The following is a 24,303-nucleotide window of genomic DNA, read 5'->3' as shown; positions in this document are numbered from 1 at the left end:
TGTGCGCGCGGGCTTGCATCGGCCTTGCGTCGCGGTCACGGCGACCATGCATACGAAACGGGCCGTACCCGCAGGTACGGCCCGTTCGAGGCGGATTATCAGGCGCTCGCCGCGAAGGCGGGGGCGTCCAGCGCCGGTTCAGCAACCGGCTCGATGGCGTAGGCCAGAATATCGGCCACATCGGCGACCGGGCGCACGTCCAAGGCGGCCAACACATCCGCGGGCACGTCGTCCAGATCCGGCTCGTTGCGGGCCGGGATGAACACCGTCTGCAGACCCGCGCGCTGCGCGGCCATCAGCTTCTGCTTCACTCCGCCGATCGGCAGCACCCGGCCGTTCAGCGTGACCTCACCGGTCATGCCGACATCCGCGCGCACCTGGCGACCGAGCGCCAGCGACACCAGGGCGGTGACCATGGTGACACCCGCCGAGGGCCCGTCCTTCGGCACCGCACCCGCCGGGAAGTGGATGTGGATATTGCGATCCAGCACCGACGGTTCGATGCCGATCTCCGCCAGGTGCGAGCGCACGTAGGTGAGGGCGATCTGCGCCGACTCCTTCATGACATCTCCCAGCTGTCCGGTCAGGGTGAGTGCACGCTCGCCCTCGGCGCCATTGGCCTCGATGTAGAGGACATCGCCGCCGAGACCGGTGACCGCCAAACCCGTTGCCACACCGGGGACCGCGGTGCGTTCCACCGAATCCGGGGTGAAGCGCGGGCGACCCAGGTAGTCCTTCAGGTTGTCCAGATCGATGGTCAACGACTCCTGGGAGTCGTATCCCAACTCTGCGTCGTATCCCAGCGACACCACATTGTCGGCCGAACCGCTTCCGCCTTCGGACAGCCGAGTCGCGGCCTTGCGCAATGCCTTCGCGATCAACCGCTCCATCTGCCGCACACCGGCTTCCCGGGTGTAGTTGGCCGCGACCTCACGCAGAGCCGCTTCGGTGATCGAAACCTCCTCGGCGGTAAGCGCATTGCGTTCCAGCTGCCGCGGCACCAGGAAGTCGCGGGCGATGGCCACCTTGTCGTCCTCGGTGTAACCGTCGACGGTGATCATTTCCATGCGGTCCAACAGCGGGCCCGGAATGGTCTCCATGACATTCGCGGTCGCGATGAACAGCACGTCGGACAGGTCCAAGTCCAGATCCAGGTAGTGATCGCGGAACGTATGATTCTGCGCCGGATCCAGCACCTCGAGCAGGGCCGCGGCCGGATCACCGCGGAAGTCCGAGCCGACCTTATCGATTTCGTCCAGCAGGACAACGGGATTCATCGATCCCGCCTCCTTGATCGCACGCACGATCCGGCCTGGCAGCGCACCGACGTAGGTGCGCCGGTGACCACGGATCTCCGCCTCGTCTCGCACACCGCCGAGGGCGACGCGAACGAACTTGCGGCCCATGGCCCGTGCCACCGACTCGCCGAGCGAGGTCTTGCCGACACCGGGCGGGCCGACCAGCGCCAGCACGGCGCCGGAACCACGTCCGCCGACAACCTCGAGTCCGCGCGCGGCCCGGCGGGATCGCACGGCCAGGTACTCGACCATACGATCCTTGACCTCGTCCAGGCCGTGGTGATCGGCGTCCAGCACCGCGCGGGCGGCCGAAACATCGGCGCTATCCGTGGTTTTCACGGTCCACGGCAGGTCCAGAACGGTATCCAGCCAGGTCCGGATCCAGCCGGATTCCGGGCTCTGATCGCTGGCCCGCTCCAGTCGACCGACTTCGCGCAACGCCTCGGCGCGCACGTCATCCGGCAGATCGGCCTGCTCGACCCGGGTGCGGTAGTCATCGGCGCCGTCGGGTTCGTCCTCGCCGAGTTCCTTGCGAATCGCATTGAGCTGTTGGCGCAGCAGGAATTCGCGCTGGCTCTTCTCCATGCCCGCGCGGACATCTTCGCTGATCTTCTCGGTGACCTCGGCCTCGGCGATATGCGCCTTGGTCCACTCGATCAGCTTGGTCAAACGCTGTGCGGTATCGGGGGTTTCGAGCAGCTCCCGCTTCTCCTCGGCGGTCAGGTACGGCGCGTAGCCAGCGGTATCGGCGATCGCCGACGGATCGGTCAGCTGATTGACCGCGTCGATGATCTGCCAGGCCTCGCGGCGCTGTAGCACCGAGACGACCAGCTTCTTGTATTCGGCGGCAAGCTCTTTGGTGCGACCGTCGGCGGCGGGGGTTTCCACCGGTTCGGCCTCCACCCACAGCGCGGCGCCCGGCCCGGTGACCCCGTGACCGATCTTGGCGCGCCGTTCGGCCTTCAGCACCGCGGCGGGAGCGCCACCGCGCATCCGCCCGACCTGTTCGATGGTGGCGACGACGCCGTAGGAGGCGTAGCCCTCGGTCAATCGGGGCGCGAGCAGCACCGCGTCGGTATTCGCGGCGCGCGCGGCGTCGATGGCGGCCTGCGCCGATTCGTCCAGTTCGATGGGCACGACCATGCCCGGCAGCACGATCGGATCGGTCAGGAACAGCACCGGCAGGTTCTGTGGTGTAGTCACGTGTTCGACCCTTCCAAAAGTTGAGCGATGCCCAGTCAACCCCGGCCGTCCCACGTTTGTTCCACACCGTTGCCCACGTTCGCTCACAGCGATCGGCGTTCGGGGCGGTACTAGAATTCGGAGCGTGCTCGAAGCCAATGCGCGGCCGGTCTCCGGGCCCGTTCGCTGCGACAATCCGGACGGGCTGAGTATCGGGGAGGCCGCGCGCCGCACCGGGGTCAGCGTGCACACCCTGCGCTACTACGAACGCGCGGGCCTGGTCATCACCCCCGTCGACCGCACCGCCAGCGGGCGCCGGCGCTATCACCAACTCGACCTGGACTGGATCTACATATGCACCCGGCTGCGCGCCGCCGGAATGCCCATCCAGACCATCCGCCGCTACGCCGAACTCGTCGCCGCCGGAAACGGCAACGAGCCCGAGCGCATCGCGCTGATGGAGGCACACCGCGCCGAGGTTGTCGCCAAACTCGCCGAGATCCAGGAGAACCTCGCGCTCATCGATCGCAAGCTCGATATCTACCGAGGACGAATCGCCACCGGCGACCGGTAGCGTGACCGACTGCACATCAGGTGCCCAGCTCCGCATTGACACCCTGTCGGAGCCAATGAGAATGTTGGCAGCTAGATATCTCACGACCTGGGCGGCTTGAGGGGGATCCCACGATGACAACACTCACATCCGGAGTGTTCATCGATTGGGAAGAGCTGACCGGCCTGACGAAGTTCTCCGTCGATCTGATCACCTTTCCGGTCTTCAGTGCGCTCGCCGGGTGGCTCACCAACTGGACCGGTGTGCTGATGCTGTTCTGGCCGGTCGTCTTTCGCGGAATTCGGATTCCTGGCCTGCAGGTGTTGTATCCATACTTTCCGCGTCGGGTCCAGGTGCTGCCGACATTCTCCGGTGACGGCCGCCGGCTCGGTTTCCAGGGATTCATTCCGGCGCGCGCGGAGAAGATGGCCAGCATTTGTGTCGACAAGGCGCTGATGCGGATCGGCAGTCCGCGGGATTTCATTCACGAACTGGATCTGGAAAGTATTGCCGATTACCTTGCGCTACTGGCGAGCAAGCGGGTCAAACCGATCGTCGACGAGGTGATGTATCGGGAGAATCCAGACCTGTGGCGCGGCGTACCCAGGGCGATGAAGCAGGTCATCTATCAGCGGGTGGATCGCGAATTGCCCGCATTGACCAGGCGGGCCTTCGAATCGCTCGGCGACAATGTCGACCAGCTCATCGATATCAAATCCTTCGTCATTCGGTATCTGCAGGAAAACCCGTACATCCTCAAGGATCTGACGACCACCATCGCCGCCCCCGAATTGCGTTTCATGGTGCGCATCGGCCTGCTCGGTGCGCCGTTCGGACTGCTGCTCGCACTGTATATGCATGTGCACCACACCATTCCGGTGTTGGGCTGGGTACCGGGCTGGGTGATCGTGCTGCTGGCCTCGGCGGCGATCGGCGTGATCGTGAATGTCATCGCGGTCAAAATGGTTTTCGAACCGGGTGATCCGCAGCCGCGCTACAAGTATTTGTGGAAGCAGGCGCTACTGGCCAAGCGGCAGCCGCAGGCGGCGACCGATCTCGCGCATATTCTCGCCTACCAGGTGCTGACGCTGCCGAACCTGTCCAAGGAACTGCTCGACGGCCCGAACGGCGATAAGACCAGGCAGCTGATCGAGCGGTTGGTCTCCGATGAGATCCATCGCCAACTCGGCCCGACCACCTCGATCGTGCGCGTCGCCTTCGGCCGCCGCCAATTCGACAACCTCAAGGTCGGCGCCGCGGGCGCGGCGGTCGGGTTGGCCCCGAGCCTGGTCGAGGACGAGGAGTTCACCCTCGAACAGGCCGAGAAGATCGACGAGTTCGCCGCACGCAAGCTCCAGGACCTCACTCCGGGGGAGTTCATGGAGATGTTCTATGCCTCGGTCGAACAGGATGCCTGGCTGTTGTATCTACACGGCGCACTGCTCGGTTTGGTGGTCGGTGCGGCGCACCTGACGATTTTCGGCTGGTAACCGGCCCGATTCCGGTCGGCTGCGCGCCCGCGCCAAATACAAGCACGCACGCTTGCATTTTTTTCGGCGCGCTGCGATGCTGAACCGCGACGGCGTACGAAGCAGTGCGCCTGGACGGGACAGGGATCAGATGGCCGACCTGAACGCGCTCCTGCGCGATTTCGCCGACGACTGCACGGAACTGGAACGCATCGTCGCGCCGCTGGCGGACTGGTCCACGTCGACACCCGCCCCTGGCTGGAGTATTGCCCATCAGATCGGCCATCTGGCCTGGACAGATGAGGTCGCCGCGCTGGCCGCCACCGATCCGGACGGTTTCGCGCGGCTGGTCGAGGACGCAGGCCCGAAGGCATTCACCTTTGTCGACGAGGCCGCCGAGGAGGCGGCCACCGCACCCGCCGCCGAACTGCTCGACCGATGGCGTCGCGGCCGTGCCGCGCTGATCGACGCCCTGCGCGCGGTGCCCTCCGGCACCAAGCTGCCGTGGTTCGGACCGCCTATGAGCCCGGCATCCATGGTCAGCGCGCGCATGATGGAGACCTTCGCACACGGCCAGGACATCGCCGATGCACTCGGGCTGAGCATGACACCGACCGCCCGGCTGCGCACGGTCGCCCATATCGGCGTGCGGACCAGGGATTTCGCCTACACCGTGCGCGGCAAGACCGTGCCCACCGAGGAATTCCGGGTCGAACTCATGGCACCGGACGGCAGCGTGTGGTCCTGGGGTCCCGAGGATGCCGCGCAGAATGTGACCGGTCCGGCACTGGACTTCTGCCTGCTGGTGACGCAGCGCCGTCACCGGGGCGATCTGGCGTTGGAAACAGTGGGTGCGGATGCCGCCGAATGGCTCACCATCGCACAGGCTTTCGCGGGACCGACGGGTGACGGGCGAACGGCGGGCCAGTTCGCCTGACCCGCCGAGTCCCAACCATCGGGTCCGACCGGAATGCAGGTGCGGGCGAGCGCCACACTTGGGTGCGCCGTTCGTGTCGGCCGGACGCCGTTGGCCGGGTGTCTCGATGTGGCAGTCGAGAATGGCGCTCGCCAGCTAAGTGTATTTACCCGCTTGTCAGCTTGTGGAAACATTGACGACGCCTTTCGGCTCGAGTTCGGTATCGAAGGCGTCACCCGGCTTTTGTGATGCTGATCTCTCCCATGCGGTGCCACCTGCGGCTGCCCCTGTAACCTGGACGAGCGTACGGCTTTCAACGATGCGGGCCGCGCGGTGAGGGGTGCAGGGGCGGACGGAAAGGAACGCATCGTGGCATCACATAAGCCTGCCCAGATCGCTCGGCATACCGCCATCGTGCTCGCCGGCGCCGCCAGCCTCACTCTCACCGTCGCCTCCGGGGCCTACATCGTCCACCAGATGGCCGATACCCAGTACGCCACCAACGATATCGCCGCACCGCCTGCGGTCCGGATTCCGGATGTCGACACGGACTACGGTCCCGTGCTCTCCGATGCCGTGCTGACCGGTGGAAGTCGTGATCTGCCCGCGCTATTCGGCCGCTTTCCCGCGGAATCCAATGACGGCACCGTGAAAACCTCTCAGGCCCATACCGATTCGCCTGCCTCCGCCGGAATCAGTGGCAAACTACGCCTCGGCACCGCCTATGTCGGCGCGCAGGTGGCACCCGGCCGCGCGAATTCCGTCACCTTCACCGTGGATACCAACGCGCTGACGATACTGACGGATTTCCTGCTCACCGAACCGGTTCGGGACCGGCTCGGTATCCACGCCGATCCGGGCGGCGTCACCCAGTTGCGCACCGAGGTCGACACGCACAACGGCGAAGTGATATTCACCTTCTCCGATCCGACCCTCGGCGAACACGGCCTGCGACTGGACCGCAATCCCCCGCCCAGCACGAAACACACACCGAGCTCCGCGGAGTCGACGGTTCCGGAAACGGATAACGCCACCGAGTCGAATAGCACGATCACCGTCTGACACAGATTGCTTGCACGCCGCAACAACTGATTTCGTATGTACATGGGTAACTCATCGGGCACGCCCAGAACTCGACCCGACACTCGGTCGCCAGTCCGCGAACGAACCTTCGAGGCTCCCAACGGCCGGCAAAAGGCTCGGGGAGGCGGATACGACTTCTGCGTCATCGGGGGCGGGATCGTCGGAGTCGCGACGGCGCATCGGATTCTGCGGCAGCATCCGGATGCGAGCCTCGTGCTCATCGACAAGGCCGGCGCACTCGCGTCCCATCAGACCGGGCACAACAGCGGCGTCATCCATTCCGGCATCTACTACCCGCCGGACAGTCTGAAGGCCCGCCTGTGCCGGAAGGGCGCCGCATGGACGAAGGAATTCGCGGCGGCCCACGATATTCCGTTCGAGGTGTGCGGAAAACTGCTGGTGGCCACCGACGGCGCCGAATACGAGCGAATGCTCGCGCTGCACGAACGATCGGTCACCAACGGTGTCGATGTCGAACTCATCGACAGCGCCCAATTGACTCGCCGCGAACCACATGTGACCGGTCTCGGCGCATTGTTCGTGCCTGCCACCGGCATCATCGACTTCACCCGCGTCACCACCGCACTCGCCGAGGAGGTTCGGGCCGCGGGCGGTGAAATCGTGCTGAATGCCGAGATCACCGCACTCACCGAAACCACCGACGCGGTCACCGCGGCGGGTCCCGCAGGTTCCTGGACCGCGCGCACGCTGGTTGTCTGCGCGGGTCTGCAGGCCGACCGCATGGCCGCCCTCGCCGGTCTGCAAAACGATTTCCGCATCGTGCCGTTCCGCGGTGAGTACTACCAGTTACCGCCCAGCCGATCCGGACTGGTGCGCACACTGATCTATCCGATTCCCGATCCGAACCTGCCATTCCTCGGGGTGCATCTGAGCCCGATGATCGACGGCACCCTGACCGTCGGCCCCAATGCCGTGCTCGGTCTGGCCAGGGAGGGCTACCGCAAGGGCAGCTTCGACGCCCGCGACGCCCGTGCGGTGCTCGGCTTTCCCGGCTTCCGCCGGGTCGCCCGCGCGCATGCGCGCACCGGACTGCGCGAATTGCGCAACTCCCTGTTCAAACGCGGTTATCTGGCCGAATGCCGACGGTACTGCCCGGAGCTGACGGTCGCGGACCTGCGGCCGCGCGAGGCGGGGATCCGCGCGCAAGCGGTATTGCGCGACGGAACCCTCGTGCACGACTTTCTGATCGAACGCACACCGCGCTCGATTCATGTGCTCAACGCACCGTCACCCGCGGCGACCTCGGCCATGCCGATCGCCGAATACATCGTCGGCCAACTGTGACGCCACCGAGTTAGCTGCGTCGCGCGTCCCAGCAAACCAAGCGACCACCCGGTCATCAATCTGGTAAGCCCGCCAACCAAATTCCCGGCAAACCCTCGAATAAAGAGGAGAGCTGTAGTACTTTTAGCGGCAGCCAACAGGGAGGGGCCCTATGGGCCACATCAAGTACGCGAGCGACGTCGGAGCCCCGGTCGAGGTGGCCTTCACCTATACCGACAACCATCTGTTCGTACCGGATTGGATGTTCGCCGTCGCCGCGTTCGAGCCGAAAGATGAGCTCGACCAGGGTCTCGGTGCGGTCTTCATGACACGGATCAGACTGGGGCTGTGGCGACCGACCGTCGAATGCGAGATCACCGAATACCGGCGCAATGTGGTGATCGGCTACACATTGCGCGGCCCGTTATCAGGGACTTTGACGCTGCGCTTCGACCCGCTCGGCTACGGACGCTCGGTGCTGACCTCGGAAGCGGAGTACGCTCCACCGGGTGGGCTGTTCGGTCGGCCGTGCCTGCGCCCGGTGGATTTCGCCGTGCGCTCGGCGTTGCGCCACACCGAATCCCAGTTGCGAAGGGAGATAGAGCAATTCCACGGTACCGATCTTGTCGGTCGGATTGCGTAGGGTGCCATCCATGATCATCGTGAGCACCGACGGATCCTGCCTCCGCAATCCCGGCGGCGCTATCGGCTGGGCTTGGGTCAATCATCAGGGCGGTTCACGCAGCGGGGGAGCCGCCACCGGAACCAATCAGGTCGCGGAGTTGCGCGCGCTATTGGAGGCGGTACTCGCACATCCCGGCGAGGAACCGCTGTTCATCGAGAGCGATTCGCTGTACGCGATCAAATGCGCCTCGGAGTGGATCTTCGGCTGGCGCACCAATGGCTGGCGCACCGCCAGCGGCGGCGCGGTGAAGAACGTCGAACTCATCAAACAGATCGACCGGGCAATCGCCTCACGACCGGGACCGGTCCGGTTCCGTTGGGTGCGTGGTCATGTCGGCAATTACTACAACGAAATGGCCGACACCCTCGCGGGTGAGGCGGCCAGACAGGCCGCGGCCTCCGCAGCCGCCGGTGAGGTCCCGACCGCGGAACTCCCCGAGCTGCTGCCGCTGCTCGAGGACTCCTCCGATAAGACCAAAAAATCCGCCCGACCGCGGTCAGCGGGGAAGCCGGTCGCGCCAGCACCTCAGGCATTGACGCTGTTCTGAGTCCGCCGGGCGCGACCGGGTGCAAGACCGCCGGAAAGACCTCCGGGCGGGTGGTGCCATTCCCACCCGCCCGGAGGCGCTTTTCGGAGTAGATAATCCGATCAGTTGCCCATCTGCTTCAGGATGGGCAGGTCGAACTTGTCGACCAGCCACTTGTCGCCGACCTTCTTCAGACCGGCCACCACCACGAGTTCCACCTTGCTCGGCGGCTTGTTCGCGGCGGCGATATTCACATTGGTGGTGGTCTGACCGATCACCACCAGCACATTCGCGTTCTCGGTATCGCCGGACTGGAAGCCGCACTGCATGTCGTAGGTGGACGAGGTGGCCTTGGCGTCGATCACGACACCCTTGAGGTCCTGGCCGAGCTTGGCGAACTGATCCTTCCAGTCGCCGGTCGAGGCGGCATCCACCTTCTTCAAGTACTCGTCGATGGTCTGCGGATCGTAGGTGGAGATCAGCTTGCCGTAATCGCACGCGGCCGCGGTGGCGGCCTCGTGCGCGTCCAACTCGTCGCCGCGGTTGCCGGCCTGCCGGTAGAACACCACGACGGCGGTGACCGCCGCGACGAGCAGCACACCGGCGACGAACGCCGCGATGATCGGGACCAGTGCGCGGGAACCCTTGCCACCACTCGGGGCGACCGGTTGCCCGGCACCCTTGTCCGCAGCCGGCTTCGGCGGCGCGGCGGCTACCGCATCGCCCGACTTCCCGATCTCGACCGTCTTGTCCTCGGCGGACGCGTCGACCTTGGCATCGGCTTCCTCAGCATCCGAGTTCTGCTTCTCGGCGCCGACATCATCTGTGGACATCGATACAATCCTGCACTTTCCCGGCGCACCCGAGCGCACCGATATGGTCTTGTCGGTCCGCATCGGACGAACCGTTCGCACCCCGGGGGCGAGTATCGCTGTGGCTGGTCACCGCAGCGGCGGCGGGGTCAATTCATTCGGATCCACGCCCGGCGGCATCTGCGCGCCATTGTCCGGCACATTCGGTCGCGGTGCATTGGCCGAACCACGAATCTGCAGTCCGGGCGGCGGATTCTCGCAGTAGTTCCACTTGGGCAGCGAACCGTCCTGGATGACCTCATTGCGGATCGGCGTGTGCTTGTACTGGCAGATCGGCCGAACCCAGACGTCGACTACCGTGTGGAACTCATTGTCGTGCGCGGGCACACCCGCGGCGGACAACCCGAGGTTCAGCGCCGGGAACAGCGCCTGCAGCGCCGGGATCCGCAGCTGCGCGGCCTTGGTCACCGCCGCGAAGTTGGCCGCCAGACTGGTGATCGGATCGGACGTCTTGTCCAGTACCGCACCGAGGCTGGTCAGCTGTCCCGGCGCCTTCTCCAGGATCGCCTGCAATTCGGCATTGGCATTGTTGAACTGATCGAACAGCTGACCCGAATTGCGGGTCAGCGTCCCCAGATCAGGCTGCGCATTCGAGGTGGTGTTCGCGATGGTGCGCAGGTTGGTGATCAGATTCTGGGTCTGCGGGAGCAGATTATCGAGGCCGGCCATGGCCAGACTGACGCCGTTGACCATGCCGCGCAACTGATCCGGGCCACCGCTGAGCGCGGTGTCCAGGTTTGCCAGGATGACACTGAACTTATCCGGATCGACCTGGGCGATCAGCGCGCTGGAGTTGTCGAGCACCGACCAGACCGGGGTGGGGGTCTTGATCTTCTCCGCATCGAACTGGATGACCGAACCGTCCTTCAGGAACGGTGCCTGCTCGGTATTCGGCCGGAAGTCGATGTACTGCTCACCGGCACCGGAGAGCGCACCCACTGAAATCTTGGTGTCGACCGGAATCTTGAATTTCGAGTCGATATCGGCCTTCGCGGCGATGGACTGTCCGCGGTCGATCAATTCGATCGAGGTCACCTTGCCGACGCGGAAGCCGCGCAGCGTCACATCGTTACCGGGCTGCAGTCCGCCGGAGCGGTCCAGATGCACGGTGACGGCGTAGGTCGATTTCAGCGGGTTCACCCGCATGACGCTCACCAGCAGATAGGTGGCGCCCAGGATGAACACCAACACCAGGCCGATAGTGGACAGCAGCAGCTTGCGCTGCAGCAGCTTGCCGAGCCAGCTCATGCCCGCACCTCGCCGGCGCTCGGTTCCGGCATGCGCTGCGCGTGCTCGCACATGATTCGCTCGCTTCGCTCACTCATCGGTGTCCCCCTTGCAGTCGTCCCTGAATTGCCTGCAAGACGGTGATCAGGCTGCCCGCGAAGTCCGCGAGATCGCGACCATCGAAGAACTTGCCCTGCCCCGGATCCGACAACAAGCTGAAGTTGTGGATATTGGTCAGCGTGGCGTAGACCGCGAGGCTGTTGCCGCGGAACGACGCGTCGATCGGAGCGCGCATATCGTGCAGCGCGTCCAGCGCGGGACCGAAGGTCTGCTCGGTCTGCGACAGCGCGTCCATCAACTTCTTCACATTGTCGAGTAGATCGCCCAGCTGATCGCTCGAGGTGGTCGAGTAGTCGCCGAGCGCGGCGCTGGTCACCGAAATCTTCTGCAGCAGATCGCCGATCGCCCGGTTGTTCTCGGCGACTGCGCCGATCATCTGCGGCAGCGTATCGGCCACCTGGCCCAATTCCGAATGCCGTCCCTCGATGGTGGTGGCCAGCGAACCGAACTCGGCGAGCACACTGTCCACCCGAGCGCTGTTGGCGTTCAAACTGCCGACCACACCGGTCATTTCGGTGATCAGATGGGCCATCTGATCACCGCGACCGCCGACGATCGAGTCCATTTCCGAGGTCAGCTTGGTCAATGCGGCGACACCGCCGCCGTTGAACAACATGGAGACCGAGATCAACAGCTCCTCGACGGTGGCACCCGCCGAGGTCTTGTCCAGGCCCATCGTGTCGCCATCGTGTAGTACCGGCGAACCCGGATCCGCCTTGGCCTTGGCGACCGCGACGAACACATCGCCGAGTGGGGTGGCCTGGCGCAGTTCCGCCGTACTGCCGACCGGAAGTTCGATGTCCTTGCTGATCTCCAGATCGACAATGGCCTCGAAGTTCTTGGTCTGGATATTGGAGACCACACCGACATCGGAGCCACCGATCTTCACCTTCGCCTGATCGGGAAGATTCAGCGCATTCTCGAATTTCGCGTGCACGGTATAGGTTTCACCGGCCAAGCCCGGTTTGGGCAGCGGCAGCTTCTCCACCGTGAAACCACAGCCGGAGGTGATGGCCACCCCGGATGCCGCCGCGAACGCGATCAGCGTGCGGCGGGCCTTCATTGTGAACCGGTCGCTCATTTGGTCATCCCCAGCAGTGCCGCCGTAATACCGAGGTCCGGACCGAGATCCTCGAGCTTGCCGGTGCGGCAGCCATCCGAACGCATCTGAATCCGCTCACAGAACAGGCTCAGCAGTTCACCGTTGAGGAAGGTGGGCAGGTTGCCGTGCAGTCGGACGTAGCCCAACTCCCGGTTCATCGACCGGTCCAGGTTCTGCATGAGCAGCGGCGCGAGGTCGACGACCTCGGTGAGGCCGCGGGCGTTGGCGCGCAACTGATCGGTCACCTTGGTCAGACCCTCGAGCGAACTGCCCAACTGATCCTGGTACTGCACGAAGACCGAACTGGTATTGGCCAGGAAGTCGTTGAGCTGCTGCAGCGTGGCCTGCAGACCGGGGGCCTGATCGCTCAGCAGTCCGGTCATCTGCGTCATCCGATTGCTGAAATCGCGTACGGACTGGTCGTTTTCGGCCAGCATGGTGGTCAGCTCGTTCAACTTGACGATGATGCTGGAGACCGCGTCCTTATTGTCGACGCCGACCTTCAATGCGCTGGAGAGCGCGTTGAGGGTGTCACGCATCTTCTCGCCGTTGCCGTTCAACATCGGATAGAGCACCCGACCCGACAGCGGACCGATGCCCTCGGTACCCGGTTCCGGCTTGAGCGCCGCGGCGAACTGATCGATGGTCTTCAGCATCGTGTCCAGCTCGACCGGTGTCTTGGTCTTCGCCTTCGGCAGATGCGCACCGTCGGACATGGACTCGCCCTGGGTGTAGACCGGGGTGAGTTCGACGTGCCGGTCGGTCACGATGGATGGCGAAACGATCGCGGCCATCGCATCTTTCGGAATCTTGACGTCCTTGTCGATCGTCATATGCACCTCGACCAGGGTGCCCTTGGGAATGATCTTGTCGATCTTGCCGACCTGCAGACCGAGCACCGTGACCGGATTGCCCTCGAAGACGCCCGCGATGTTCTCGAAGTCGGCGGTGATCGTCATGGTGTTGCCGAGTGCGCTGTTCACCGAACTCGGCACCAGCGAGCAGCTGCCGATGGCCAGGGCCGCCGCGCTGACCATCAGTGGTTTGGCGATGCGCCCGATATTCGGGCGCCGCAGGTTGATTCGCATCAGTTTCATCCCTGGCACCCCTCGATCACATGGGCGAAGCACAACCAGTTGTCCGGGAAGACCCACGGCAGGCCGACCTCACCGTAGGGTCCATTGCCGAACGCGTTGTTGAGGGTGCGCACCGACACCGGCATGATCTGCAGCAGCCGGTCGAGGTTGTCCTTGTTCTTCTGCAGGCCTTCGGCCATGGTGTTCAACTGCTCGATGGTCGGGCCGAATTGGTTGTTGTTGGCGGCGCCGATCTGCTGCAGCTGGCGGCTCAGCGTCGACACATTGTCGAGCAGCTGGCGCAGCAGACCCTGACGCTCCATCACCCGGTTGGCGATGGCCTCGCCCTGGGTGATCACCAGCAGCACGCTGTTGCGGTTGTCGCCGAGGATTCGGGTGACCCGGTCGAGATCCTTGAGCAGGCTGTCGACCTCCTGTTTGCGCGAATCCATCACCTTCGCCAGCGCGCCGACGCTGTCGAGCGCCTGCGCCGTCAGCGCGGGCGAATCGCCCAGCTGCTTATTGATCAGATCGAGCGAAGTGGCCAACTGCTTCGTGTCGAGCGCCTCGAACTTCGGGGTGCCGTACTCGACCACATCGGCCAGGTTGTACGGAACCGAGGTGTTGGACAACGGGATTCGGCCGCCCTTCAACCCCGACCCGTCCCCCGGATCGAGGTCGACGTAGCGCGCACCGAGCAGCGTCGCCATCTTGATCGATGCCCTGGCATCCGGTCCGAGCTTCACATCGTCGCTCACGCTGAGGGTGAGCAGGATGTGCCCGTTCTCCAGCTTCGCACCGGCCACATGGCCACTCGGGACACCGGCGATATTGACCTTGTCACCGACCTTGACTCCGGCGGTCTGCGCGAATTCGGCCTTGACCGACTTCTCACCGACGCCGATCAGCTTGTACGCACTGGACCCGATAAGCAGCACGATGATGAGGACACCGCCGATCGCGCCCAGCCAGAAGTAGCGGTTGTTATTGAACCTGTCCTTGATCTTGGTCATCATGGGCGGCACACCGCCGACTGTCCGTTACCACCGATCATTGGGAGCAGGCCGCGGGGGAGCAGGACGCCATAGAGCGAGATATCCAGCTTGCAGATATAAGCGTTGGCATAGGCGCCGTCCTGGGTGAACTTGCCGATATCGGCCAGCACCGCGGGCAGGTCGATCGCGGCCTGGTCCAGCTTGGCGCCGTTGGCGATCAGCAGCGTGAGCGCGGCGCTTGTCGAATCCTGTGCGCTGGCCAGCTTCGGCTGGATCTTGCCCATCATGTCCACCAGCCCGCTGGTCGCATCCGCGATCTGCACGGTGGACGCTTGCAGCGACTGCCCCTGGTCGTACAGGCCGCCGATCAGTGCCCGGGTCTGGGTAACCAGGGTCTCCAATTCATCACCTCGCTTGGCCAACCCGGACATGACGCCGCTGAGGTTGGTGATCACATCGCTGAGAATCGCGTCTCGGCGCTGGAAATCCGTGGCCAGGGTGGCCGCCTGGTTGATGAACGCGCTCAACGAAACACCGTCACCCTGCAATGCCTGGATGAAGGTCTCCGAGAGCCGGTTCACCTGCTCGGGCTGCAACACCTGGAACAGCGGCTGGAATCCGTTGAGCAGTCCGGACACATCGAAGGACGGTTCGGTGCGCTCGAGCGGAATGGTGGCCTTGTTCTTCAACGCCGCGGGGCTCGCCGCCTTGCCCGGGGCCAGCGCGACATAACGCTGGCCGATCAGGTTCTGGTAGCGCACCAGCGCCTTGGTGTCGTCGTACACCGTCTGGTTGCGCTGCACGATGAACGTCACATTGGCGAGGGACTTCTTGGTCTTGGGATCGCGGGTGAGTTCGATCTTTTCGACCTTGCCCACCCGCACGCCCGCCATTCGGACGTCATCGCCCGCGCGCAGACCGAGCACATCACTGAAGGTCGCGGTGTAGGTGTTGGTAGAACCCTCCACGACCCGCGCGAGCGTATTCCATACGACGACGGTGACCAGGATCGAGACGATCGCGAAGAGGCCGAAGCCGATGAGTGGTTTACGAATGCTCATTTAGCGGTACCGCTTTCGCCGACCTGCAGGGTGCCCCCGCGCATTGCCGAACTGAGCAGCAGATATTCAGCCGCCGTCGGCCGACGACCGAGCAGGGCCACGATCGCGGCATCTCCTTCGTACGAAATCGGACCGGCGGTTACGGGCGCACTCGCCGGCTGGACGGGTACGGCCGGAGCCGCGGGCTGGTCGGCGGAGGGCTGCGCATTCGACGCGGGTGGCGCCGGATTCGGGAACAACCCCTCCAGCGGCGTACCCGCGAACGGGCTGCCCGGCTTCGGCTCGGCCGAGGTCGCCGCCAGCGGATCGCCCGGGGAGGTGAGACCCGCAATCTCCGGGAAGCCCGCGGGCAGTGGCAATTTCGCCAAACCCTGCGCGGTTTCCAGCGAACGCGGCTTCATCGATTCCGGCAGATAGCCGGGATCGGAGACCGCCGGTGCGGTGGCACAGCTCGGTCCGGGCAGATTGCCGTAGCGCGGGCAGTCGGCCTGTTCGTAAGGCCGGTACGGGGTGAGCGTGACACCCGCGTTCCAGACCATCTGCCGCTGCGGACCCCAGTGGAAGGTCTGACCGAGCTTGCGCAGTGAGCTGTTCAGCGAGGCAATGGTGTCCGGGATCGAATTCGCATCCGCGGCGAGCGCGCCGAACATATCGCTGGTACCGGCGGTCACCTGCTTGCCGACATCGCCGTTGCGGGCGAACAGCGAGTTGACCGAATCCACCGTGCCCGCGGTACCGCTGATCAGGGCGACCAGCGCCGTCCGGTGATCGGCGATGGTCTGCGCGGTCTTCACCGAACTGCCGAGCACATCGAGCAATTCGGGTGCGGACTCATTGAGCGCATGCGCCGAGGCCGAGAAATCGTCCAGCAGCACACCGAGATTCGGGATGGACTCGTCCACCGAGGTGAGCCACTTGTCCAACCGCTCGATGGTGGATCCCGGCATCCGGCCGCTGCCGTCCAGCGCCTGGGACAGTGTGCCGAGCACCCGGCCGAACTGCACCGGGTCGAGCTTGGTGAGAACGGTGCGGACCTTGGTGAGGGTGTCCTGCAGCGCGATGGTGCCCTGGCTCTGATCCTCTTCGATGACCGAACCCTCGTGCAGGTACTTGTCCGCGGGTCCATTGAAGACCAATTCCACCGAGGTGACGGCGAACAGGTTGCTCGGCACCACTCGGGCGGTCACGTTCGACGGGATATCGCCGGCGAACTCCGGTTTCAGGTCGATCTGCACCTTCTGCCGCTCACCTTTGGCGACGACGTCGACATCCTTGACCGCGCCGACGAGCACGCCACGGAACTTCACGTCGGCCTCGCTGGGCAGCCCGTCACCGGTGTTGGTCACATCGGCGACCACATGCACCTTGGGCACGAAATAGCCTCGGTATCTTGCCATCAGAAAGCCGAGGATCAGCGCGAAGACGACGAGTCCGCATACGCCGGCGACCAACAGTTGTCGCATGGTGGGGCCACGCCCACTGGGATCGATGATCATCTCGTCCTACCCCGAGATCCGGATGCCGGGATTGACGCCCCAGATTGCCAATGTCATGAACAGGTCCGCGAAAACCACGATGATGATGCACATCTTGATGGCCCGACCGGCCGCGACACCCACACCCTCTGGACCGCCCGAGGCGAAAAAGCCGTAGTAGCACTGGATGAACGTGGTGATCGCGACGAACACCATCGCCTTGAGTAGCGAGTAGAGCACGTCTCCTGGTATCAGGAACTGATAGAAGTAGTGCGCGTAGGTACCGCTGGAGGTGTTGCCGATCAGCTGCACAGTGAGCGAGCACGAAATGTAGGCCATGGCCAGGCCGAGGCAATAGAGCGGAACGATGGCGATCATCGCCGCGAACATCCTGGTGCTCACCAGATACGGCAGCGGCCGGATCGCGATCGACTCGAGTGCGTCGATCTCCTCGGAGATACGCATCGCGCCGAGTTGCGCGGTGAATCGACAGCCGGCCTGGGCGGCGAAGGCGAGCGCCGCGAGCAGCGGCCCCAACTCCCTGGTGGTCGCGAACGCCGAGATGGCGCCGGTGATCGGGCTCAGGCCGAGCAGATTCAGTGAGGTATAGCCCTGGATGCCGACCGTCATCCCGCCGAACGCGCTGAGGATGAGGATGACGCCGATGGTGCCGCCACCGACGACCAGGCTGCCGTTGCCCCAGGTGACATCCGAAAGCAGCCGCCAGACTTCCTTCGGATAGTGCCGCAACGCCAACGGGATCGAGCCCACCGACCGCAGAAAGAAGAACACCTGGTGCCCCAGACGCGCGACCATATCCACCGGGATCTGCGCGGACTTCTTTATTTGCCGAAGTGGCCGCAGCAGCGGCGGTATATAGGTTGTTGACACCGGCTCAGACCACCTGTGGGGGGAGGAGAACGTTGTAGATCTGGGTGATGATCAAGTTCACGCCGAACAACATGATGGCGGAACTGACCACCGCGGAGTTCACCGAGTTGGCGACGCCGCCCGGACCGCCTCGGGTATTGAGCCCGGTATCACAGGCGATGATCGCCGCGAGCAACCCGAAGATCAACGATTTCACCAGTGCGACAAGCAGATCGATGGTGACGGCGAACGAGGAGAAGGTGCCGATATAGGAACCCGGGGTGCCGTTCTGCGCGAAAATATTGAAAATGTAGCCAGTCAAAAATCCGACGAATACGACGAAGCCACAGAGCAATACGCTGACCAGCATGGCCGCACCGAGCCGGGGCGCGACCAGCCGACGCAGCGGATCCACGCCCATCACCCGCATCGCATCGATCTCTTCGCGGATGGTGCGCGAACCGAGATCGGCGGTGATCGCCGAACCGACCGCGCCCGCGATCATCAGCGAGGTGACCAGCGGCGCACCCTGCTGAATAATGCCCAGACCGTTCGCCGCGCCGATGAACGAGGTCGCACCCACCTGGCCGGCGACCGCGCCGACCTGGATGGAAACGATCACGCCGATCGGGATGGCGACCAGCAGCGTCGGTGCCGCGGCGACACTGGACATGAACGCACACTGGCGGATGAACTCACGATAGGGAAAGCGGCGTCGGAATATCGCGATGAACAACTCGGCGACCGCCGCGAACCCCATCATGATCTGTCTACCGAAGGTCTCCAAGGAGCGCTTCGGATGGTCTTCCCAGTAGGCCTTCGTCCAATCGGCCGCATCACTCATCCGTGATTGCGCTGGTGGACTCTTGGTCGACTGCACTGGCTAACCCCTCTCGACGCCGGTAACCAAACCCCGACGACTTGTTTGCTTGACGCACCTTACTACGGAGTAGTGCAGAACACACCATCACCGTGTGATTGCAGTCATATATAGGAGTCCCTGTTGGGAAAACGCTATGAGCAGTGGCCCGACGCTTGGGATTGGTCCCAAAGTTAACGGAGATACTTCTAGAACAGGTTACAGTTCCACCTGCCGCGATCAGCCCCGCGTATGGCCAGTTCTACTATTTGCGCGGATAATATTCATGCAAAATCTTCGCGCGATTCGAATGGCTTCTGCGACACCGATCAACATACAACTGAAACGCAATCGGGCGCATTGCGAAGATTACAGTAATAGAGCTTCGCTATCGCGAGAGAATGAGACGCTGCACTCTAAATGTCGAAAAATATGTGTTCTCCGCCGACGTGTTCGACACCGCAGACCAACCGTTTCGAGCGACCCGCAAGCGATCGCTACGGATACAGGACGCGCCCGGAGCCGAATACTGACACGATGGGTGCGACAGATTGATATCGTGCGGACTTCCGACGTCTGGAGGGACATGTTCAGCAAACTCGCCAAGGTGGCCAACGCCGCCTTCGCCGTAGCCCTTGGTGCGGCACTGGTCGCGACGGGGGCCGGGACCGCGGACGCCGCGCCGGGGCCACCCGTCATCGGCGGTGGGTCGGGAATCATTATCGATAATCAGTTCGAATGCACTGTTACCACCGTCGGTTACGACGGCGCGGGCCGGTTGGTCGGCCTGACCGCGGGCCACTGCGGCGACCCGGGCGCTCAGGTATACGCCGAACTCGACCGCGGCGCAGGCGTGGTCGGCCGGTTCGTCTACTCCAACCACGATCTCGACTACGCCATCATCCAGTTCGATCCGAGCAAGATCATCCCGGTCAACCGGATCGGCAATGTCACCATCACCGGGATCGGCGGCCCGGCCCAGTTCCCGATGATCGTCTGCAAGGAAGGCCGCACCACCGGTAACACCTGCGGCCTCGCCTACGGCGATGTCTTCGGCACCAATATGGAAACCTGGGCGCAGATGTGTGTGGTCGAGGGCGATTCCGGGGCACCGGTCGTCGTCGGCAACACGCTGGTCGGGATGGTGAACGCCTATCTCGCCATCGCCTGCTTCGGACCCGAGGTCGGCACCAATATGAGCTCGATCATGGGCGATATCAATGCCCGTGGCGACGTCGGGGCGGGCTTCAACCCGATCTAGCCAGGCTCGAGCCGAATACCGAATGAGCGGGTCGAATGACCCGCTCATTCTGTTTTGTGGAGCGGGGCCAGCGCCGGGCCCGCCACCGCGCACTGCGGCATGCAGTCGACGTTGTCCAGCGTCGCCGCGCGTCGCGGTGCGCGCAGTAGTACCGCCGCGATAAGTGCACCGGCCACCAGCAGGCCGACACAGATCCACATCGCGACGCCGAAGCCGCGGTCGAATTCGACGGGGTCACTCAGCGACCCGGAGATTCCGGCAAGGCCGGGCAACGCCGCGACAGCCAGCAACTGAGCGGTACGGGCGACGGCATTGTTCACCCCGGAGGCGATACCCGCCTCACTGGCGGGCACCGCGCCCAGTACCGCGCCGGTGAGCGGGGCGACCAATACCGAAAGACCGAGACCGAAGACCAGCACGCCAGGCAGTACATCTGTCAGATAGGTGGTGTCGGGTCCGATGCGCAGCAGCAACACCAGGCCGAGCGCGGCGAGCAACGGGCCGAGCGTCATCGGAATGCGCGCACCGTGCACCTGCGCCCACCGGCCCGCGGGCGCGGAAAGCACCAGCATGATCAATGTGACCGGCACGGTGGCCACCCCCGACATCAACGGGGTGTACTTCGCCACCAGTTGCAGCTGCATCACCAGAAGGAAAAAGACACCGCCGAGCGCGGCGTAGACCGCGAGTGTGACCAGATTCGCGGCGGTGAAGACCCGGCCGCCGGAAGCAACGGGCCCGGAGGAGCCGGCCTGCGTAACCACGGAGCGCCCCGCGCCCGGCGAAAACGTGCCAGCGAACAGCGACGGCGGCACCAGCGGATGATCGCTGCGCATTTCGATCACCACGAAGACCGTGAGCAGCAGCAGACCGACGACCACCAGCAGCGGCATCGCATCGATCAGACCGAAGGTCAGCGCGCCGAGCGCCAACGCGACCACAATCGCACCGGGAATATCCAGTCGCGCCGAGGCATTCGGGTCGTGGCTCTCCGGCACATGTCGCAGCGTGACGAGTACGACGACCACCGCGAGCGGCACATTGATGAAGAAGATGGACTGCCAGCCCGCCAACTCGATCAGCCAGCCGCCGAGGAATGGACCGAGTGCGCCCGCGACACCGCCGAAACCGGACCACAGGCCGATCGCCGCGCCCTGATCGCGTTGGTCGATGGATGAGGAGATCAGGGCCAGACTGCCGGGAGTGAGCATCGCGCCCGCCACACCCTGCAGGATCCGGGCGAGGACGAGCATCTCGATATTCACCGCGGCGCCGCAGAGTACCGAGGCCAGCGCGAAACCGATGACACCCCAGACGAACACCTTGCGACGGCCGAGATGATCGCCGAGCGAGCCGCCGAGCAGGATGAACGAGGCCAGGGTCAGGGTATAGCCGTTGAGCGTCCATTGCAGGCCCGCGACATCGGTGTCGAGGGATTCGCCGATGCGCGGCAGCGCGATATTGACGACGGTGGCATCCAGTGAGGCCACCGACGAACCGAGGATAGTGGCCAGCAGGATCCAGCGGCCGGTGGCCGAACCCAGCCGGGGTAACTCAGAACTCACCGACCCAACGTAGCCGCCAGGGCGGGGATTTTCGTGGCGGTCAGAGATTCTGGACGCAGACCACGAAGTGCCGCGTCGGGTATTCGAAGCCGCTGCTGCTGCCGCAGACGCTCGCATCGTCGGCACCCTGCTGGATATTGGTCACCTTCACGCCCTGGCTGACGCGTTCGGTGCAATCGATGCGCTTGGGATCCTCGCCGCCGATATCCATACAGCCACCGACGACCCAATCGATATCCAGGCAGATCGCGCCCTGCTGCGTGCCGTTGAGGGTTTCGAAGTAGGCGCTGTCGCGATCGGCGACGCACTGCGAACTGGTCGCCGCCTTGCCGATGACCTTGTAGTTCGAGGCCCGGCTACCGCAGGAGGCCTTGGCGATGGTGGCGTTATCGGTGGTGCCGCCGAGCGTCACACAGTCACCGACACTGGCCTGGAAGTCGGTGCTGCCGCCCTTGGTCGCCGAAGTGGTCGCCGTCGGCTTACCCGAGGTCGGGCGGGCGCTGGTGGTGGGCCTGGCTCCCGAGGTTTTCGGCGTGTTGGTGGACGAGACCGCATCGATGGTCCCGTTACCAATAGCGGGCTGGGCGTTGCCGCTGATCTTATTGCCGCAGCCCGCTAGCGAGAGCGCGGCGACAACGGCGACCGCGGCGATGGCCGCCGTCGCGAGGCGACCCGAGATCGGTTGACGAGACACTTACAGTCCTCCCGGCTGTAACGCTCCGAACTCATACCCCCGCCGGAATCCGAAGTGATCTAGAAATACGTGAAATACCACGCCATGCATACACCACCGGGCGCGGGCGCGTCGAGTCGACAGCACCCCAATCGTGGCAGCACAGTGCCGGCCGAAGTGTTGGTTCGATCACTGCCGCACCGCGGCCCGCCAGCGGAATCGGCTTTCCAGCAACCGATCTGGGTAGGGTGAGGTTTCCAGTGTGAAAGGGGCTCGTCCGTGACGCTGATCAGCGCCATTACCTGCGCTACCGCCGCATTCGGCGCCGCGCTGATCCTGCCCGCGGTGGCCTCGGCAACCGGTGTGCACTGCGCCTCCGAAGGCGGGACGGATGTCACCGTGATCGACGGAAGCACCGCGTGCCGGGCCGCGGCCGAAGCCTACGGACGGGCATGGGCGGCCGGATACGACGGCGTCGGCTACGCCCATGCGGGCGTCGGTGCCGCCGCACTCGGTATCGGTGCGGCGGGCGGGGTCGGCGCCAGCGACGGGGTCGGCGGAATTCCGATCGCGCTCGGCTACGGGGCCGATGCCATCGCGCTGACCTCGATCACCGCTGCGGCAACGGATTCCGAGACCGACCAACCGAACCCGCCGATCCCGCTGTTCGCGGTATCGATCGCCCTGGACGGCTCGCGGGCACAGGTCGCGACCGCCGACAGCGCGGTGGTTTGCCTGGGCACGGCGGCCTTCGCGTGGAATTCGGCAACCGGTGCGACCTGTCTGACCACGCCTTTCGGTCGCTGGCAATCGACACGATCCGAGTTAGGCTGAGAATTCGGCCCCAGCCAGCAGCAGGAGGTGCCCCGTGGTTTCAGCCTTCCCCGCACCGGATCGGTGGCCAGCGGCGCCACGGGAGATGCTCGTCGATCCGAGGTTCGTGCGCCTAGCCGACCATTTCTTCGGCATGTTCGCCCAGCCGACGCGCGGTGGCGGCGCGCTCGCGATCTATCTCGACGGTCGACCCGTCGTCGATATCTGGGCGGGCTGGGCTGCCAAGGATCGGCGCTGGAACGGCGACAATGTGGCACTCACCTTCTCCACCGGCAAGGGCGTCGCCGCGACCGTGGTGCACCGGCTGGCCGAGCGTGGGCTGATCGAGTACGAGGCGCCGGTCGCGACTTACTGGCCGGAATTCGGCGCACACGGCAAGGACGACATAACGGTGCGCGATGTGCTCTCGCACCGCGCCGGCCTGCATCGGGTCCGCGGTCTGGTCCCCGGCCGGGAAGGCATCCTCGACTACTACGCGGTGGTGGCGGCGCTGGCCGAGAGTCCGGCCGATCCGCGGCGCATCCGTACATCCGGCTATCACGCGATCACCTTCGGCTGGCTGGTGGCCGAGATCGTGCAGCGCGTCACCGGTGATCCGTTCATCGATGTGGTGCGACGCGAGATCGCGGAACCAATCGGCTATGACGAATTCTGGTTCCGGGTACCGGAATCCGAGCGCTACCGGATCGCCAAGATCTTTCCGCATCTGAATCCACCCGGAATCCGTTGGAATACCGCGTCATCGGTGCTGTCCTGGGTGCGCCCGATTCGCGGACTCGCCGAGGCGGGTATGCCGGAGAGTTTCGACGAGCTGGTACGCGATCCGCGCGTGCACGATGCGGTGATGCCCGGCTGGAACGGTGTTTTCTCGGCGCGGGCACTGGCCAGAATGTATGGGGCCCTCGCGAATGCGGGTCGGGTCGAGGCGCTGGATCCCGAACGCGGTGGTCACGGCATCGAGGCTGCGCAGTTCCTGCAACCGGAGACGATCTCGATCATCAATCAGACGCAGCGGGCCGACAGCCGCGACTATGTGCTCGGGCTGCCGCTGAAATTCACTCTCGGCTATCACCGACCGGTGGTGATGTCCAAGCAGCAGCCGCGAAACGCCTTCGGCCACTACGGACTCGGCGGTTCGGGCGCCTATGCCGATCCCGAACTCGGCATGTCGATCGCCTTCGTCACCAACCGACTCGGTAATGCGGTGACCGCGCTCGGGGACGCCAGGCTCGCGCGCTTGGCCGCCCTCGCCAGCAATACGGTGCGCAGGGTCCGTCCGACCGGGTCGGTCGAACCGGGACCACTGTGAGTTCGTAG

The 24,303-nt window shown here is 64.5% G+C and carries 22 protein-coding genes; 10 read left to right on the top strand and 12 right to left on the bottom strand.

The window, feature by feature from the left end; genetic code table 11:
• Positions 1 to 98: 98 nt before the first annotated feature.
• Positions 99 to 2,441: an endopeptidase La gene (lon, locus tag ACIBJI_RS29510; RefSeq protein WP_364349103.1), complete on the bottom strand. Its 2,343-nt coding sequence runs from the start codon at positions 2,439 to 2,441 to the stop codon at positions 99 to 101.
• Positions 2,442 to 2,625: 184 nt separating this feature from the next.
• Between lon and ACIBJI_RS29505 the strand changes: the two genes are divergently transcribed.
• The 7 genes from ACIBJI_RS29505 (at position 2,626) to ACIBJI_RS29475 (ending at position 9,017) form a co-directional block, all read left to right on the top strand.
• Complete coding sequence (locus tag ACIBJI_RS29505) at positions 2,626 to 3,054, top strand: MerR family transcriptional regulator (RefSeq protein ID WP_364348973.1); 429 nt, start codon at positions 2,626 to 2,628, stop codon at positions 3,052 to 3,054.
• A 113-nt stretch (positions 3,055 to 3,167) separates the two neighbouring features.
• A complete protein-coding gene (locus ACIBJI_RS29500) occupies positions 3,168 to 4,523 on the top strand; it encodes a hypothetical protein (protein ID WP_396958767.1) in 1,356 nt (451 codons plus the stop codon).
• Positions 4,524 to 4,653: 130 nt separating this feature from the next.
• The gene (locus tag ACIBJI_RS29495) at positions 4,654 to 5,439 is read left to right on the top strand and encodes a TIGR03084 family metal-binding protein (protein WP_397086772.1); all 786 of its coding nucleotides are present in this window, start codon (positions 4,654 to 4,656) and stop codon (positions 5,437 to 5,439) included.
• A gap of 348 nt (positions 5,440 to 5,787) precedes the next feature.
• A complete protein-coding gene (locus ACIBJI_RS29490; protein WP_364348982.1) occupies positions 5,788 to 6,480 on the top strand; it encodes a hypothetical protein in 693 nt (230 codons plus the stop codon).
• 42 nt (positions 6,481 to 6,522) lie between these two features.
• Positions 6,523 to 7,806: an L-2-hydroxyglutarate oxidase gene (lhgO, locus tag ACIBJI_RS29485; protein ID WP_364348985.1), complete on the top strand. Its 1,284-nt coding sequence runs from the start codon at positions 6,523 to 6,525 to the stop codon at positions 7,804 to 7,806.
• A 151-nt stretch (positions 7,807 to 7,957) separates the two neighbouring features.
• Positions 7,958 to 8,428, top strand: coding sequence for an SRPBCC family protein (locus tag ACIBJI_RS29480; RefSeq protein WP_364348988.1), 471 nt, complete (start codon positions 7,958 to 7,960; stop codon positions 8,426 to 8,428).
• 10 nt (positions 8,429 to 8,438) lie between these two features.
• Positions 8,439 to 9,017, top strand: coding sequence for a ribonuclease H (locus ACIBJI_RS29475; protein WP_364348991.1), 579 nt, complete (start codon positions 8,439 to 8,441; stop codon positions 9,015 to 9,017).
• 101 nt (positions 9,018 to 9,118) lie between these two features.
• On the opposite strand, the gene ACIBJI_RS29470 is transcribed toward ACIBJI_RS29475, so the two are convergent.
• The 9 genes from ACIBJI_RS29470 to ACIBJI_RS29430 all read right to left on the bottom strand — a co-directional run bounded on the left by ACIBJI_RS29470 (position 9,119) and on the right by ACIBJI_RS29430 (position 18,638).
• Complete coding sequence (locus ACIBJI_RS29470; protein WP_364348994.1) at positions 9,119 to 9,829, bottom strand: hypothetical protein; 711 nt, start codon at positions 9,827 to 9,829, stop codon at positions 9,119 to 9,121.
• Positions 9,830 to 9,937: 108 nt separating this feature from the next.
• Positions 9,938 to 11,116 (bottom strand): MlaD family protein, encoded by a 1,179-nt coding sequence (locus tag ACIBJI_RS29465; RefSeq protein ID WP_364348997.1) that lies wholly within the window; start codon positions 11,114 to 11,116, stop codon positions 9,938 to 9,940.
• Positions 11,117 to 11,189: 73 nt separating this feature from the next.
• The gene (locus ACIBJI_RS29460) at positions 11,190 to 12,296 is read right to left on the bottom strand and encodes an MCE family protein (protein WP_364349000.1); all 1,107 of its coding nucleotides are present in this window, start codon (positions 12,294 to 12,296) and stop codon (positions 11,190 to 11,192) included.
• The gene (locus ACIBJI_RS29455) at positions 12,293 to 13,405 is read right to left on the bottom strand and encodes an MlaD family protein (RefSeq protein ID WP_364349106.1); all 1,113 of its coding nucleotides are present in this window, start codon (positions 13,403 to 13,405) and stop codon (positions 12,293 to 12,295) included. The genes ACIBJI_RS29460 and ACIBJI_RS29455 overlap by 4 nt, the downstream gene beginning before the upstream one ends.
• A 5-nt stretch (positions 13,406 to 13,410) precedes the next feature.
• The gene (locus ACIBJI_RS29450) at positions 13,411 to 14,406 is read right to left on the bottom strand and encodes an MlaD family protein (protein ID WP_364349109.1); all 996 of its coding nucleotides are present in this window, start codon (positions 14,404 to 14,406) and stop codon (positions 13,411 to 13,413) included.
• Positions 14,406 to 15,449 carry an MCE family protein gene (locus ACIBJI_RS29445; RefSeq protein WP_364349003.1) on the bottom strand — a complete coding sequence of 348 codons (1,044 nt, stop codon included), beginning with the start codon at positions 15,447 to 15,449 and terminating at the stop codon, positions 14,406 to 14,408. Before ACIBJI_RS29445 ends, ACIBJI_RS29450 begins: the two co-directional genes overlap by 1 nt.
• A complete protein-coding gene (locus ACIBJI_RS29440; RefSeq protein WP_396958765.1) occupies positions 15,446 to 16,945 on the bottom strand; it encodes an MCE family protein in 1,500 nt (499 codons plus the stop codon). Before ACIBJI_RS29440 ends, ACIBJI_RS29445 begins: the two co-directional genes overlap by 4 nt.
• A 6-nt stretch (positions 16,946 to 16,951) precedes the next feature.
• A complete protein-coding gene (locus tag ACIBJI_RS29435) occupies positions 16,952 to 17,815 on the bottom strand; it encodes an ABC transporter permease (RefSeq protein WP_364349009.1) in 864 nt (287 codons plus the stop codon).
• A 4-nt stretch (positions 17,816 to 17,819) separates the two neighbouring features.
• The gene (locus tag ACIBJI_RS29430; protein ID WP_397086769.1) at positions 17,820 to 18,638 is read right to left on the bottom strand and encodes an MlaE family ABC transporter permease; all 819 of its coding nucleotides are present in this window, start codon (positions 18,636 to 18,638) and stop codon (positions 17,820 to 17,822) included.
• 601 nt (positions 18,639 to 19,239) lie between these two features.
• On the opposite strand from ACIBJI_RS29430, the gene ACIBJI_RS29425 reads away from it, so the two are divergent.
• Positions 19,240 to 19,914, top strand: a complete 675-nt coding sequence (locus ACIBJI_RS29425; protein ID WP_364349016.1) for a S1 family peptidase — start codon at positions 19,240 to 19,242, stop codon at positions 19,912 to 19,914.
• A 44-nt stretch (positions 19,915 to 19,958) separates the two neighbouring features.
• Here the strand turns inward: ACIBJI_RS29425 and ACIBJI_RS29420 are convergent, their stop codons facing one another.
• Together ACIBJI_RS29420 and ACIBJI_RS29415 are read right to left on the bottom strand one after the other, a co-directional pair.
• On the bottom strand, positions 19,959 to 21,479 hold the full coding sequence (locus tag ACIBJI_RS29420; protein ID WP_396958764.1) for an MFS transporter: 1,521 nt from the start codon (positions 21,477 to 21,479) through the stop codon (positions 19,959 to 19,961).
• Positions 21,480 to 21,519: 40 nt separating this feature from the next.
• Positions 21,520 to 22,173: a hypothetical protein gene (locus tag ACIBJI_RS29415; RefSeq protein WP_364349022.1), complete on the bottom strand. Its 654-nt coding sequence runs from the start codon at positions 22,171 to 22,173 to the stop codon at positions 21,520 to 21,522.
• A 258-nt stretch (positions 22,174 to 22,431) separates the two neighbouring features.
• On the opposite strand from ACIBJI_RS29415, the gene ACIBJI_RS29410 reads away from it, so the two are divergent.
• Both ACIBJI_RS29410 and ACIBJI_RS29405 read left to right on the top strand, forming a co-directional pair.
• The gene (locus tag ACIBJI_RS29410) at positions 22,432 to 22,986 is read left to right on the top strand and encodes a DUF6764 family protein (RefSeq protein ID WP_364349025.1); all 555 of its coding nucleotides are present in this window, start codon (positions 22,432 to 22,434) and stop codon (positions 22,984 to 22,986) included.
• Positions 22,987 to 23,071: 85 nt separating this feature from the next.
• On the top strand, positions 23,072 to 24,295 hold the full coding sequence (locus ACIBJI_RS29405; protein ID WP_364349112.1) for a serine hydrolase domain-containing protein: 1,224 nt from the start codon (positions 23,072 to 23,074) through the stop codon (positions 24,293 to 24,295).
• The last annotated feature ends 8 nt before the right edge of the window (positions 24,296 to 24,303 follow it).

The organism is Nocardia sp. NPDC050408 (genome assembly GCF_044458905.1).
In the GTDB taxonomy this organism is placed as follows: domain Bacteria; phylum Actinomycetota; class Actinomycetes; order Mycobacteriales; family Mycobacteriaceae; genus Nocardia.
The sequence above is the reverse complement of the archived record's forward strand: the minus strand, read 5'-3'. Positions and strand labels throughout refer to the sequence as shown.